This is a genomic window from Rhodococcus sp. P4_E4 (assembly GCF_056401575.1).
This window is the reverse complement of the sequence record NZ_JBFUJB010000016.1, coordinates 171,746-185,304: the sequence shown is the minus strand read 5'-3', so window position 1 is coordinate 185,304 and position 13,559 is coordinate 171,746. Positions and strand designations below refer to the sequence as shown.

11 protein-coding genes and 1 pseudogene are annotated in these 13,559 nt (G+C 63.3%); 9 read left to right on the top strand and 3 right to left on the bottom strand.

Annotated features, from left to right (window positions below):
* Positions 1 to 6: 6 nt before the first annotated feature.
* From rpsR to AC1DVN_RS19495, 4 genes are read left to right on the top strand one after another with little or no spacing between them, the layout of a single operon-like run.
* Entirely contained in the window at positions 7 to 270 is a 264-nt protein-coding gene (gene rpsR, locus AC1DVN_RS19510; RefSeq protein WP_477994138.1) for a 30S ribosomal protein S18, read from the top strand.
* Between the two features lie 43 nt (positions 271 to 313).
* On the top strand, positions 314 to 1,249 hold the full coding sequence (locus AC1DVN_RS19505; protein ID WP_019744736.1) for an AEC family transporter: 936 nt from the start codon (positions 314 to 316) through the stop codon (positions 1,247 to 1,249).
* A gap of 19 nt (positions 1,250 to 1,268) precedes the next feature.
* Positions 1,269 to 1,733: a hypothetical protein gene (locus tag AC1DVN_RS19500; RefSeq protein ID WP_046378982.1), complete on the top strand. Its 465-nt coding sequence runs from the start codon at positions 1,269 to 1,271 to the stop codon at positions 1,731 to 1,733.
* Between the two features lie 51 nt (positions 1,734 to 1,784).
* Positions 1,785 to 3,248 carry a flavin monoamine oxidase family protein gene (locus AC1DVN_RS19495; RefSeq protein ID WP_477994137.1) on the top strand — a complete coding sequence of 488 codons (1,464 nt, stop codon included), beginning with the start codon at positions 1,785 to 1,787 and terminating at the stop codon, positions 3,246 to 3,248.
* 36 nt (positions 3,249 to 3,284) lie between these two features.
* Here AC1DVN_RS19495 and AC1DVN_RS19490 read toward each other — a convergent pair whose 3' ends face one another.
* Positions 3,285 to 4,802 (bottom strand): PucR family transcriptional regulator, encoded by a 1,518-nt coding sequence (locus AC1DVN_RS19490; RefSeq protein ID WP_477994136.1) that lies wholly within the window; start codon positions 4,800 to 4,802, stop codon positions 3,285 to 3,287.
* A 169-nt stretch (positions 4,803 to 4,971) separates the two neighbouring features.
* Between AC1DVN_RS19490 and AC1DVN_RS19485 the strand changes: the two are divergent.
* From AC1DVN_RS19485 to AC1DVN_RS19475, 3 genes and pseudogenes are all read left to right on the top strand, one after another.
* Positions 4,972 to 6,387: pseudogene (locus tag AC1DVN_RS19485) on the top strand (gamma-aminobutyraldehyde dehydrogenase); the annotation flags it as partial.
* A gap of 65 nt (positions 6,388 to 6,452) precedes the next feature.
* Positions 6,453 to 7,352, top strand: a complete 900-nt coding sequence (locus tag AC1DVN_RS19480; RefSeq protein ID WP_047888480.1) for a universal stress protein — start codon at positions 6,453 to 6,455, stop codon at positions 7,350 to 7,352.
* The gene (locus tag AC1DVN_RS19475; RefSeq protein ID WP_007727566.1) at positions 7,349 to 8,875 is read left to right on the top strand and encodes an APC family permease; all 1,527 of its coding nucleotides are present in this window, start codon (positions 7,349 to 7,351) and stop codon (positions 8,873 to 8,875) included. The genes AC1DVN_RS19480 and AC1DVN_RS19475 overlap by 4 nt, the downstream gene beginning before the upstream one ends.
* Here AC1DVN_RS19475 and AC1DVN_RS19470 read toward each other — a convergent pair.
* Positions 8,872 to 9,489 (bottom strand): TetR/AcrR family transcriptional regulator C-terminal domain-containing protein, encoded by a 618-nt coding sequence (locus AC1DVN_RS19470; RefSeq protein ID WP_019744741.1) that lies wholly within the window; start codon positions 9,487 to 9,489, stop codon positions 8,872 to 8,874. The two genes, AC1DVN_RS19475 and AC1DVN_RS19470, sit on opposite strands and share 4 nt — an antisense overlap.
* Before the next feature lie 149 nt (positions 9,490 to 9,638).
* Between AC1DVN_RS19470 and AC1DVN_RS19465 the strand changes: the two genes are divergently transcribed.
* Together AC1DVN_RS19465 and AC1DVN_RS19460 are read left to right on the top strand one after the other, a co-directional pair.
* Positions 9,639 to 10,586 carry a nitrilase-related carbon-nitrogen hydrolase gene (locus AC1DVN_RS19465; protein ID WP_477994135.1) on the top strand — a complete coding sequence of 316 codons (948 nt, stop codon included), beginning with the start codon at positions 9,639 to 9,641 and terminating at the stop codon, positions 10,584 to 10,586.
* Entirely contained in the window at positions 10,583 to 11,608 is a 1,026-nt protein-coding gene (locus AC1DVN_RS19460) for an agmatine deiminase family protein (RefSeq protein WP_019744743.1), read from the top strand. The genes AC1DVN_RS19465 and AC1DVN_RS19460 overlap by 4 nt, the downstream gene beginning before the upstream one ends.
* An 11-nt stretch (positions 11,609 to 11,619) precedes the next feature.
* Here the strand turns inward: AC1DVN_RS19460 and AC1DVN_RS19455 are convergent, their stop codons facing one another.
* Positions 11,620 to 13,557, bottom strand: a complete 1,938-nt coding sequence (locus AC1DVN_RS19455; protein ID WP_020970350.1) for a vWA domain-containing protein — start codon at positions 13,555 to 13,557, stop codon at positions 11,620 to 11,622.
* Positions 13,558 to 13,559 lie beyond the last annotated feature (2 nt).

The window sequence follows — 13,559 nt, the reverse complement described above, 5'->3', positions numbered from 1 at the left end:
AGTCGGATGGCAGTCAAGCGTTCACCGTCGAAGAAGCCACGCCCCGTAGAGGGTCGTAAGCCCAAGAAGAACCCGTTGTTCGCAGCGAAGATCACGCATGTCGATTACAAGGACATCAACTTGCTTCGCACGTTCATCTCGGACCGCGGCAAGATCCGCAGCCGTCGCGTCACGGGCCTGACCCCGCAGCAGCAGCGTCAGGTCGCCGTTGCAGTGAAGAACGCACGCGAAAGTCACTCGACTGCGCGGCCTTTTTGTTGCCCGGACTAAGATTTCCCGAAGTCGTTCATTCCAGTCGAGAGGTGCCCGCAGCGTGTCGGGAGTTGTTGCGGGTTTCACCGTAATTTTTGTCGTCATCGCGGTCGGGTATCTGCTCGGCCGTCTCGGTACCCTCGGTAGCCAAGGACAGTTCGTTCTCGGTCGACTCGTCTTCTTCGTCGCGACGCCTGCCCTACTGTTCACCACCCTCGCGTCGTCCGATCTGTCGGTGATCTTCTCGCCGACGCTCGCGGTTGCGTCGGCTACTGCCTTTGCCGTCGGCGCTCTGTACGTCGTCGTTGCAAAGATCTGGCTCAACCGGCCGCTGCCCGAACTGACTATCGGCGCGCTGTCGGCGTCGTACGTGAATTCGGCCAACCTCGGAATCCCGATCGCGGTGTTCGTGCTCGGCGATGCCACCTTCGTCGCGCCGCTCCTGCTCTTCCAGATCGTCGTGTACTCCCCGATCGCCTTGACGATCCTCGATCTCACGGCATTGCGGGGCGAAGCCGAAAAACTGTCACTGATCGACACTGTCACCGCTCCGTTCAAGAATCCGATCGTGCTCGCGGGCGCTGCGGGGTTGATCGTGGCGTTGATCGGTTGGGTACCGCCGAGACCGCTGATGCAGCCTTTCGAATTGATCGGCGCCACTTCGGTCCCCGGCGCACTGTTGGCATTCGGGCTCTCGTTGTACGGCGTACGGGTGCTCGAGAAGGGCTCCAGTCCGCGCCGCGACGTCGCGCTTGCGTCGACCCTCAAGATCGTCGTCCAACCGGTGCTGGCTTACCTGATGGCGCACTTCCTCCTCGGCATCGACGGCCATCAGTTGTTCGCCATCGTGGTCGTCTCGACGTTGCCGACGGCACAGAACGTCTTCATCTATGCAAGCCGATATCGGCGCGGGATGGTCCTCGCCCGAGACAGTGCCTTTGTCACCACTTTGGCGTCGATACCGGCGATTGCGCTGGTCACGGCGCTACTCGCTTGAGCAGGGTTACGGTGGATTCATGCGTGTACTAACCCTCGCCGTTCTGGCCTGCCTTGCTGTGGCCGGATGCTCCGTCGGGGCCCAGACAACGGGGCCGGTTGCTGCGCCGAATCCGATGGCGGCCAACGAAGCAAGTCCCGCCGACTGGTCGCTCGGAACCCCCGTTCCCGACGAGGTCGACGACAGCGAGATGGGCACGGAGTTCGACAGCCGCACTGACATCGTGGGTGCGACGGCCACCATGTTCGAATCGTGGTCCGAGGTCGACGATCACACGGTGGCAGTCCACTTCGTGACCGGCACTCCGGAGTGCTACGGCGCGTACGCAACCGTCGAAGAGACTGATACGACGGTGATCGTCACGCTCCGAACCGGAGCATTGCCTGAGGCCGCGGACAAGATGTGCATCTTGGTTGCCGTGTTCGGCAGCCTGGACATCCCGCTGAGCCGACCGCTCGGCGATCGCCACGTCATCAACGGCTAGCCGCGCCTAAACGGCACAAGATCAACGATCGAACACTCCGTTTCGTCAGGTGTGGTGTGCGTCTCGTCGGGACAGACTGAAAACCGACACCCGTGCACTCGCTCGTCGGCAGCTTTCGACTCGAGCGGTGCTCAACATGAAGGAGCTCGCAAAGTGCCTACTCTCCAGAGAGACGTTGCAATCGTCGGCGCCGGCCCCTCTGGCCTGGCAGCTGCAACCGCGCTGCGCAAGGCCGGTTTGACCGTCGCTGTGATCGAAGCGCGCGACCGCGTCGGCGGCCGCACGTGGACCGACACCATCGACGGAGCAGTTCTGGAAATCGGCGGCCAGTGGGTCTCCCCCGACCAGACCGCGCTGATCTCCTTGCTCGACGAACTCGGCCTGAAAACTTTCGAGCGCTACCGCGAGGGCGAGTCCGTCTACATCTCGTCGGCAGGTGAGCGGACGCAGTACACGGGTGATTCCTTCCCCACGAACGACACCACGAAGAAGGAGATGGACCGTCTCATCGACGAGATGGACGATCTCGCAGCACAGATCGGCGCCGAGGAACCGTGGGCACATCCCCTCGCCCGCGATCTCGACACAGTCTCCTTCAAGCAGTGGCTGATCAATCAGTCCGACGACGCCGAGGCACGTGACAACATCGGCCTCTTCATCGCCGGTGGCATGCTCACCAAGCCCGCCCACTCGTTCTCTGCCCTGCAGGCCGTACTCATGGCCGCCTCGGCAGGCTCGTTCTCCCACCTCGTCGACGAGGACTTCATCCTCGACAAGCGAGTGATCGGCGGAATGCAGCAGGTATCGATCCGCATGGCGGAGGCCCTCGGTGACGACGTCTTCCTCAACGCACCCGTGCGAACGGTGAAGTGGAACGAATCCGGTGCAACGGTGTTGGCGGACGGCGATGTTCGCGTCGAGGCAAGCCGAGTGATCCTGGCCGTACCGCCCAACCTCTACTCCCGGATCTCGTACGATCCCCCGCTGCCGCGTCGTCAGCACCAGATGCACCAGCACCAGTCCCTCGGCCTCGTCATCAAGGTTCACGCGGTGTACGAGACGCCTTTCTGGCGCGAAGACGGCCTCTCCGGCACCGGCTTCGGCGCGTCCGAGGTAGTGCAGGAGGTGTACGACAACACCAACCACGAGGACGATCGCGGCACCCTGGTCGCTTTCGTCTCCGACGAGAAGGCCGACGCGATGTTCGAGCTTTCCGTCGAGGAGCGTAAGGCCACGATTCTGGCCTCACTTGCCCGCTACCTGGGCCCGAAGGCCGAAGAACCGGTTGTGTACTACGAATCCGACTGGGGCTCGGAGGAATGGACCCGCGGTGCGTACGCGGCCAGCTTCGACCTCGGTGGCCTGCACCGATACGGCGCGGATTCCCGCACACCCGTCGGCCCGATCCACTTCTCGTGCTCCGACATCGCAGCCGAGGGGTACCAGCACGTCGACGGTGCTGTCCGGATGGGGCAGCGAACCGCCGCCGACATCATCGCCCGCAGCAAGGCCTGACGGCCGCTTTGCCAAGTCTCGATCATTGCCCGGCAGTCACGACTGCCGGGCAATGATCGAGAGCAGCAGTTCCGCACGAACTCTCGCTACCTCGAGTCGACAGTCGATCAAGCTCTCCACCTTCGCCATTCGGCTTCGCAGCGTGTGCCGGTGGACGCCCATCGTGATGGCTGCCGCTTCCCAGTGCCCGTTGGCCTCGAGGAATGCCCGCAGCGACGCCAGCAGTTCGGTGCCGTTGTCACGGTCGTAGTCCTCGATCGGTGTGATCATCGTTTCCGCCAGCGTGTTGAGTACTTCACGCGTCGAATCGAAAGACAGCAGCACACCTCCGGTCAGCGCCGCGAATTCCAAAGGCTCGCCACCGATTTCCGCCGCAGACGCACACAGCTGGGACTGTTCGACGGCGACCGCCAGCGCTGCGACCACGCGCCGCGCACTCAGGCCCACACGAAGTGAGCGAAGATCCGACCTCGATACCCCGCCCAGTAGCTCTCGGGCGAACTGGACGTCGTCGGTTCCACGCAGCAGCACTGTGACGCGAGTGTCGTTGATCCGCGAAAACAACTGCCGCCCTGCCTTGTTCATGAACTCGGCAATCTCGATTCCGACGCGTCCCGCCACGTCGGACGTGTCGGCAAGAACTGTCAACCCTCGGATCATTCCCTCGCCGTCGGCGGCCTGCCGGATCTGTTGCCACGCCGGTGCCGGGTCGCGGTCTTCGGTGAGCAGCAGCCCGAGGGCATGCGAATTCAACTGATCCTGAGTGGCGCGCAGGCGCGCAGGTTTCTCGAAGTCCAACGCCAGCAACGAATTCGCGTGACCGAGCAGTATCTGATCGACGTAGCTGAGCGCCGAAGCGCTGATCACCGCCAGGTATCCGTACGGCGTTCGCCCGACGCTGATCTGCTGCACCGCGATCGACGCTCCAGACCTTGCAAGCGTCACGCTGCTGGATGCGCCGCCCCCGAGAGTTGCTCGCAGTTCGTCGATCACGTCGTCCGTCGGCAGTTGAGGTGAGCTCTCGAGAACTCGTCCGGCGACGTCGAGAAGAAGCACCGTCGCCGAGGTTGCGATCGCCAGTTCACGCACGGTTGCGGCAGTTCCGCCGGAAATGACGGCACGCGTCATCCGCGGTTGCGCCCGCGACGCCCGGAGGACAGCTTCATATTCCTGCTCTGCCAACCGGCTCATCACACGCTTGACGACGGCAGCAAACGGCGTCGGCAGCGGCACCTCGATCAGCGGGAGTCCGATCTCGTCGGCGACGGCCACCAGATCGGCCGGGACCTCGGGGTACGACAGCCCGGTTCCGAATCCCACCGCCGCCACACCCGCCGCATCGAGCATCCGGAGATAGCGGCCGCGCTTTTGCTGAGTGGACGGCAATCGGATGCCGGTGGTGAGGATGAATTCGCCGCCGGTCAACCATCGAAACGGGTCGAGCAGCTCCGTGGCGTGCGCAAATGTGATCTCGCGACCGACACCCTGCGCCCCACCTTTGAGTTCCAGCGCGAGATCCGGCTGCGCCAACATCCACCGCACAGCGATCGTCATGGGCAGGACTGTACAACTCGGCGCGTCGGGGATCAAAGATTTCACCTTTTTGGCAGCTGCCTTTACTTGTGAGTCAGCGCACACTTGCTCACACACGCCCCACAAAGTGCGAGTTCCGTGCTGATCACCTCGGCCGGAACTCGTTCGACCTCGAGAGGAACCGGTACCGATGTCGATCGTCGTACTCGAGAACTACATCAACGGTGAATTCGTCGCCTCGGCCGCGACGGAAACACTCGACCTGATCAACCCCGTGGACGAGAGTGTGGTCGGGCGTACGCCGGTCTCCACCAAGGAAGACGTCGACGCCGCCGTCGAAGCAGCACAGCGCGCATTCGAGACCTGGGGTAAGACGACACCAAGCGTGCGGCAGGCCGCACTCCTCAAACTCGCCGACGCCATCGAAGCGCACAGCGACGAAATCGTCGCAGCCGAAAGCGCCAACACCGGCCAGGCCCACCAGATGATCGCCGACGAAGAGGTCAAGGTCGGAGCCGATCAGATGCGGTTCTTCGCCGGAGCCGCACGAATTCTCGAGGGCAAGGCGGCCGGAGAATACATGGAGGGTTTCACCTCCTACGTCCGTCGTGAGCCGATCGGCGTCGTCGGTCAGGTCACTCCCTGGAACTACCCGTTCATGATGGCGCTGTGGAAGATCGGGCCCGCCCTCGCGGCCGGAAACACGATCGTCCTCAAGCCCAGCGACACCACACCGGGCAGCACGCTGGTCCTGGCGAAGCTCTCGAAGGGCATCCTGCCGGACGGCGTGTTCAACGTCGTGCTCGGCAACGGCGGAACCGGCGCGACGTTGGTGGAGAACCGGGCCCTCGGTCTCGTCTCGATCACCGGTTCGGTGCGGGCGGGCATCGCTGTCGCCGTGTCCGCAGCGCAGCAGCTCAAGCGCGCGCACCTCGAACTGGGCGGCAAAGCGCCGGCGATCGTCTTCGGCGACGTCGACATCGAGAAGACCGCCACCGGTATTGCCGAGGCAGCGTTCTTCAACGGTGGCCAGGATTGCACCGCGGCCACTCGCGTGATCGTTCACGAGTCCATCCACGATCAGCTCGTCGAAGCCCTCGTCCGGAACGCCGAGAAGCTGCGCCCCGGCGCGCCTTCCGATCCTGATGCTTTCTACGGCCCGCTCAACAACATCAACCACTTCAACGCCGTGAGCGACAAGATCGCGAACCTGCCGGCGTCGGCCAAGATCGTTACCGGCGGAAAGCGTTCGGGCGAAACCGGATTCTTCTTCGAGCCGACCGTCATCACCGGCGTCGCGCAATCGGACGACATCGTGCAGGAAGAGACTTTCGGTCCCATCCTCACCGTCCAGAGCTTCTCCGACGAGAAGGAGGCGATCACGCTTGCCAACGACGTTCGGTTCGGCCTGGCCTCGAGCATCTGGACCAAGGATCACGGTGTCACGCAACGCGTCTCCGCCGCTCTCGACTTCGGTGCGGTGTGGATCAACTGCCACATCCCGCTCGTTGCCGAGATGCCGCACGGCGGCTTCAAGTACTCCGGCTACGGCAAAGATCTCTCGGCATACGGAGTCGAGGACTACACCCGTCTCAAGCACGTCATGATTATTAACCCCCCGCGGTTAATAAAGGCGCACAGCAGATTCCTCCAATCCGGAAAAGAGCCACCATGCGCCTTATCGTCGGATACCTCGCCACACCCAGCGGTAAAGACGGGCTGGTCCTCGGGGCCCAGCTCGCGCGCAGTCTCGGCGCGCAACTCGACATCTGCATGGTCCTCCCACCGGATCGGACACTGCCGGCCAAGGTTCCCTCGGAAGCCGGCTACGACGACATTCTCGCCGCACGTGCACACGACTGGCTCGCCGAGGCGAAAGCAGCGGTGCCCGAGGACATCCAGGTGGAAGTACACCTGAGCTTCCACGAGTCGTTTGCTCAGGGCCTGCTCGACGAGGTTGACCGACTGAGCGCGCTGGCGATCGTGGTGGGAGCTTCCGGCGACGGTCTGCTCGGCCGTCACGCGATAGGTTCGGTCTCGACCGAACTGCTGCACTCCGCCCACGTCCCGGTAGCACTGGCGCCTCGGGGAACGCGGCATTCGGCGGCTACCGCAATACGAGAGGTCACCTGCGCGCTCGGTACCCGCGTCGGCGCCGACGTCGTCTTGAACACCGCCGTACGTACCAGCGAACTGATGCAGGTTCCGCTGCGACTGGTCTCGCTCGTGGCACTCGACCCCCAGAACGATCTGCGCGATCACCGCGACACCGCCGAGTCCGCCAGGGAACGTGCACGAAATCACGCTCAGGACACGCTTGACATCGCAAGAGCGGCGCTCCCCGCCGAGTTCCCCATCGAGGTCATAATCGCCGACGGTTCAACGGTGGAATCCGCAGTGCGTCAACTGGACTGGCAGGACGGCGACCTCGTGATGGTCGGTTCCAGCCGTCTCGCGCAGCCCCGCAAACTTTTCCTGGGTTCCACCGCCGCCAAGATGCTGCGCGTGCTGCCCGTTCCCATGGTCGTAGTGCCCAAGCACGAATTCACCCAGCCGGAGGCACTGTCATGACCAGCACCGAACTGAGTTCCAAAGGACTCGCTACCGGCAAGATCGGCATGATCTCCGGCGCCGTACTCGGAATCTCCTCCGTGGCACCGGGTTACACCCTGACCGCCAGTATCGGATTGATCGTCGCCGCGGTCGGCCTCAAGATGCCCGCCATCTTCATCGCCGGCTTCATCCCGATGTTCCTCACCGCGTACGCGTACCGCGAGCTGAACTCCGACACACCTGACTGCGGCGCGTCATTCACTTGGTCCACCAAGGCATTCGGGCCGTACGTCGGTTGGATGTGCGGCTGGGGCATGGTGATCGCCACCATCATCGTGCTCTCGAACCTTGCTGCCATTGCCGTCGACTTCTTCTATCTGTTCATCGCGCGAGTGGTCGACAATCCGTCGATCGCCGATCTGCCGGGCAACAAATTTGTCAATGTCGGCACCACACTCGTCTTCATCGCCCTGGCCACATGGATAGCGAGTAGAGGAATCACTACCAGCGAGCGCGTGCAGTTCGCACTCGTCGGCTTCCAGATGGTGCTGCTGGTCGTCTTCGCCGTCGTTGCACTGGTTCACGTTGGCGCCGGCGATGCCCCGGCCGGATTGTCCTTCGACCTGAGTTGGTTCAACCCGTTCAGCGGACTCGCCATCGGTGCGTTTGTCATCGGACTCACCGGATCGATCTTCGCGTTCTGGGGCTGGGATACCTGTCTCACGCTGGGCGAGGAGTCGAAGAACCCCAAGAAGACCCCGGGCCGCGCCGGTTTGCTCTGTGTCGCAACCATTCTCCTGACCTACCTGCTGGTCGCCGTTGCCGCGATGATGTACGCCGGCGTCGGTGAGGAAGGCCTCGGCCTCGGCAATCCCGACAACTCCGAGAACGTCTTCGGCGCTCTGGCCGACCCGGTCCTGGGCAACTGGGGCGGAATGCTCCTCTTCCTCGCAGTCTTCGTCTCTTCCGTTGCGAGCCTGCAGACCACGTTCCTGCCCGCGGCACGAACCATGCTCGCCATGGGCGCATACGGAGCTTTCCCCAAGAAGCTCGCCGAGGTTTCGCCTCGATTCCTGGTGCCGTCGTACGCCACCGTCGTGGCCGGCGCGGTGACAGCAGTGTTCTACAGCGTCGTCACGTTCCTCTCCGAAAGTGCGCTGCTCGACACGATCGCCGCCCTCGGCATCATGATCTGCTGGTACTACGGCATCACGGCATTCGCGTGCGTGTGGTACTTCCGCAAGACGCTCTTCGAAAGCGTACGAAACTTCGTCTTCCGGCTCGCGTTCCCACTCATCGGTGGTCTCATGCTGCTTGCGGTGTTCGTCATTTCGGTCCAGGAGAGTATGAATCCGGACAACGCCAGCGGAGCATCCATCGGCGGCATCGGCCTGGTCTTCTTCCTCGGCTTCGGAATCCTCATCCTCGGCGCGGTACTGATGATGGTCATGCGAGTGCGCAATCCCGAGTTCTTCGAGGGCAAGACCCTCAACCGCGACACGGAGGCTCTGCGCGACGAGAACGACCTCAGCGTGTCCTAGGAGACAGTAGGTTCGGGGGCCTGCGCGATCAGGCCCGCCATCAATACACGCAAGCCGAATTCGAAGGCGGCGTCGGCACGTTCGGGATTTTTCCCGGATGTTGCCAACGCCGCCTTCATCGCGTCGTTAGCCTCGGGCCCCGACGCCCACTGGACATCTGGCGCCGCCAGATCCAACGCCGAACCTAGAACAAAACTGTCGACGGTTGTGATTGCGTGCAGCGTTTGAGCCGGGTCGAAGCCACCATCGGCGAATGCCTGCGCTAGCGCGTTGTACAGGGTGAACGCCACACCGGCCTGCACCGTCTGGGCGGTGAAGAGCGGAATCAGGCGAGGATGTGCTGCGTAGCTTCGCCGGTACTCGGCTGCCAGCGCAGAGACGGTCTCGCTCCAGGATCCCGAGGCCGACTCCACGTCGATTCCCGCCATCAGCTGAGCCCTCATCAGTTCGACGATCTCGGCCCGTCCGGAAACGTGGTTGTAGAGCGACGACGGTCGCACCTTCAGTCGTGCGGCGAGTCCCGGCATGGTGAAGTCGCCGGATTCGTCCACTGACTCGATCGCTGCCTCGGTGATGATCGCCGGTGAGAGCAGTCGTTGCGATGGCCGCGGCATATGTCCTCCTGTAGTGATCCACACCGTTCGGGGCGCCGCAAAAAACAATTCCTCGAAAGTCCTTGATCAATCAGCGCTCACCCACCATACTTAACGAATCACATTCGTTTTACGTTGAACGTCGAATACCCGAGCACCGAGGAAACCCCATGCTGACGATCACCGCCCTCACCCCACCCGAGTCTCTGGCCGCGACTACGCCGTCCACGTCCACACCTCTGCGTGTAGGTCTCGTGCAACATCGCTGGCACGAGGACCAAGACGACCTCTACACCGAATTGAGCGAGGGCATTGCGTCCGCAGCGAAGCTGGGCGCTTCCGTGGTCTTTCTTCCGGAGCTGACGCTCAGCCGCTACCCCGCCTCCACCCCGGCCGGCGACAATCCCGGACGCGAAGCGGAAGACCTGCTCACCGGACCCACTCTCGCCTTCGCCGCCAAAGCCGCCGCCGAGAACCAGGTCCTCGTCCACGCATCGCTGTGCGAGCGCAGTGAGGCCGAGGACGGACTGGGATTCAACACCGCGATCCTCGTCTCGCCCGAAGGTGAGCTTCTCGCCAGAACCCGCAAGCTCCACATTCCGGTGACGGCCGGATACTACGAGGACACGTACTTCCGCGGCGGTCCGGCGCAGGACGCATACCCCGTCCACGAGGCACTCGGCGCGAAGTTCGGCCTCCCGACATGCTGGGACGAGTGGTTCCCGGAGGTCGCACGTGCATACTCCCTCGCCGGCGCCCAGGTTCTGGTGTACCCGACGGCGATCGGCTCCGAGCCCGATCACCCGAACTTCGACACCCAACCGCTGTGGCAGCAGGTGATCGTCGGAAACGGTATCGCCAACGGCACCTTCATGGTTGTTCCCAATCGCCACGGCGGTGAAGGTCTCATCACCTTCTACGGTTCTTCCTTCATCTCGGATCCGTACGGACGCATCCTCGTTCAGGCTCCCCGCGACGAATCAGCAGTGCTGGTCGCCGATCTCGATCTTCGGCAACGTGAAGACTGGCTTGCACTGTTCCCGTTCCTGGCCACTCGCCGACCCGACACCTACTCGGCTCTGACCGCACCGGTGAACACTGTGGGAGCCAACCGATGACCTGGCGAATGCCCGCGGAAAGTGAACCGCACGAACGCACTTGGATGGCGTACCCCAGCGCCGGATACTCCCTCGGCGACACCGCCGAGGAACAGCACGAAGCGCGCTCGACGTGGGCGGCCGTCGCCCACGCCGTCGCCGAATTCGAGCCGGTCACCGTCGTCGTCGATCCCGCCGAAGTCGAAGAAGCACGAAAGTATCTGTCCGAGAAGGTCGACATCGTCGAGGCACCTCTCAACGACGCGTGGATGCGCGACATCGGGCCGACGTTCGTCCTGTCCGACGAAGGCCGTCTCGGCGGAGTCGACTGGGTGTTCAACGGCTGGGGCGCACAGGGGTGGGCGCAGTGGGACAAGGACTCGAAGATCGGCGCATTTGTCGTCGAACAATCCGGTGCCCAGTTGATCGACTCACCAATCATCAACGAGGGCGGCGGTATTCAGGTCGACGGTCTCGGCACCGTCTTGGTCACCGAAACCGTCCAACTCGATCCGGGGCGCAATCCCGACCTGACGAAGGCCGACATCGAGGCCGAACTCGCCCGCACCATCGGCGCCAAGCACGTGATCTGGCTTCCCCGCGGGTTGACTCGCGATCAGGAGACCTACGGAACGCGCGGACACGTCGACATCGTCGCTGCCATCTCTTCACCCGGAGTGGTACTCGTCCATGACCAACGCAATCCGGTGCACCCCGACTACGCCGTCAGCAAGACGATCATCGAGTTGTTCGAAAGCTCGACGGACGTCGGCGGCCGGCCGTGGAAGGTCATTCGGGTGCCTGCACCCGAAATCCTGCGCGACGACGAGGGATTCGTCGACTACAGCTACATCAACCATCTCGTGGTCAACCGTGGAGTGATCGCCTGCAGCTTCGACGATCCGGCCGACGCCGAAGCGGCCCGGATCCTGTCAGCCGCTTACCCCGGACGCACTGTCGTCACCGTCGACGCCAGACCGCTGTTCGAACGTGGCGGCGGCATCCACTGCATCACCCAGCACCAGCCCGCTGAACAAGACTGACGGCGGCAGAATTAACGGCGACCTCGCATGTAGTCACTCACGACGGCTGCGCCGAGGCCGTCCAGGTCCGGCGCGATGACGCGTCCACCCACCCGGTGCGCCATCCGGTCGACCACCCTGGCCAGACCTGGATCCTCACCGAGACGGAAGAACGTGACCTTGGCGCCCAGCCTGGCCACGGCGTCGAGTGCTCGAACCGTCAAACCGAGGGTTCGCGCACTCGGCGGGTAGTCGAACCTGGCTTCTCCGTCCGCTTCGAGATGAGCCGTCGGCTCACCGTCGGTGACGATCAACACCACCGGCTGCGCATTGGAATGGCGTCGAAGGTGTCTGGCCGCCAACAACAGTGCGTGGTGCAGGTTGGTTCCCTGGTCCCACGCGCCGTCCAAACCGGCGAGCTCCGACGGGCTCAGTACGTGCGCGTGGCGTCCGAAGGCGATCAACTGCAGCTCGTCGCTGCGAAACCGCGTGCTCACCAGATGATTGAGTGCCAGAGCGGTGCGCTTCATCGGCACCCACCGATCCTCCATCACCATCGAGAACGACGTGTCCACCAACAGAGCCACCGCAGCCTGACTACGCTGTTCGGTTTCGGCCACCTCGACATCGACGACGCTCAGCCGCACCGGCATTCGGCCAGGGTCACGTAGGACGGCGTTGGTGATGGTTCTCGTGACGTCCCACGGTTCGGTGTCCCCGAACTCCCATTCGCGGGAAGCTCCGGTCGGTTCGCCCATCGCACCTGCCCGACGCGTATCGCGTTGACCGGTTCGCGACGACAGTTGCCCGGCGACGTCACGCAGAGCGGTCTGTCCGAGCTGTCGCATGGCTTTGGGCGACAAGCGCCATTGACCGTCTGGTGCGCGATCGAAGAAACCCTGTTCCTGCAAAGCCTTTTCGAGATCGGCCAGGGTGCGAGCATCAGCGGCCGCTTCGTCGCCGAGTTGCCGCGCGAGTAGCTCGGGGTCGATGTCGTCGAGCGCTGCGCCTGCATACTGCTGCGACAGTTGATCTGCCAGCGATTCCAACTCGGCGATGTCCTGCAGGGCACCGGTCCCCTCACCCAACCCCATTCCGTTGTCGCCGCGGAACTGTTGCGAACCTTCCCAGTTCTCACCCGGCCGAGCCGCCTGAAGGAACTGGTCGAGTTGACTCAGCTCACTCATCAGGCTCGGATCGCCGAACGCCTGCTGCGCCAACGCATCCAACTCGTCACGCTGCTCCTGCGAGAGCGAGTTACGCAATCGTTGTGCGGCCGCCGCGCGCTGCGCCAACGAATCCAGAAGTTCGTCGACGTTGCGCGGGTTGTCCGGGAAATACTGCCCGTGCTTGTCCATGAACTCCGCAAACTGCTCCGGAGTGTCGACGCCCCGAGAGTGCGCATCGAGCAGTTGATTCAGATCTGCCAGCATCTGGCGAATCTGCTCACGATCCTCGTCGGTAGCGCCCTCGAGTGCCTGCTTCATTCCCGAGAAGCGTTGATCGAGGACCTCACGTCCGAGCAGATCACGAATCTTCTCGTAATCCGCGCGAGCCTGTTCGCTGCGCCAGTTGTAGTCGGCCAGATCTTGCACGGCCTGAGCTGTGGACGGTGGCAACTCCTCGATCCGCATTTCGTTGAATCGTGCGTCGTCGTCGAGAGCACGTGCCAGTTCTTTGCGCTCTTCGAGCACCGCCTTGTCGAGAAGCTTACGAACCTCGTCGAGCGTTCCGTCGAGATTGTTGCGGCGTAGCAGCTCACGTCGACGCCGGTTCGCCTGGGCAGCAAGGTCGTCGAGCCCGCGCATGTCTCGGTTTCCGCGGCGCAGGAGTTCCCGGAGGGCATGGCGCGGCGACGTGCCTGACAACACGTCGTCGCCGATTGCTGCCAAGGCATCGCGCAGATCTACCGGAGGCGCCAGCGGATCGGGACCACCGTCGTACGGCCCGTACCGCGGATTGTGGATCATCA

Coding starts and splice junctions, on each gene's coding strand:
- rpsR (WP_477994138.1), top strand. CDS start 7: ATGGCAGTCAAGCGTTCACCGTCGAAGAAGCCACGCCCCGTAGAGGGT.
- AC1DVN_RS19500 (WP_046378982.1), top strand. CDS start 1,269: ATGCGTGTACTAACCCTCGCCGTTCTGGCCTGCCTTGCTGTGGCCGGA.
- AC1DVN_RS19490 (WP_477994136.1), bottom strand. CDS start 4,802: ATGACGATCGCTGTGCGGTGGATGTTGGCGCAGCCGGATCTCGCGCTG.
- AC1DVN_RS19480 (WP_047888480.1), top strand. CDS start 6,453: ATGCGCCTTATCGTCGGATACCTCGCCACACCCAGCGGTAAAGACGGG.
- AC1DVN_RS19475 (WP_007727566.1), top strand. CDS start 7,349: ATGACCAGCACCGAACTGAGTTCCAAAGGACTCGCTACCGGCAAGATC.
- AC1DVN_RS19470 (WP_019744741.1), bottom strand. CDS start 9,489: ATGCCGCGGCCATCGCAACGACTGCTCTCACCGGCGATCATCACCGAG.
- AC1DVN_RS19465 (WP_477994135.1), top strand. CDS start 9,639: ATGCTGACGATCACCGCCCTCACCCCACCCGAGTCTCTGGCCGCGACT.
- AC1DVN_RS19460 (WP_019744743.1), top strand. CDS start 10,583: ATGACCTGGCGAATGCCCGCGGAAAGTGAACCGCACGAACGCACTTGG.
- AC1DVN_RS19455 (WP_020970350.1), bottom strand. CDS start 13,557: ATGATCCACAATCCGCGGTACGGGCCGTACGACGGTGGTCCCGATCCG.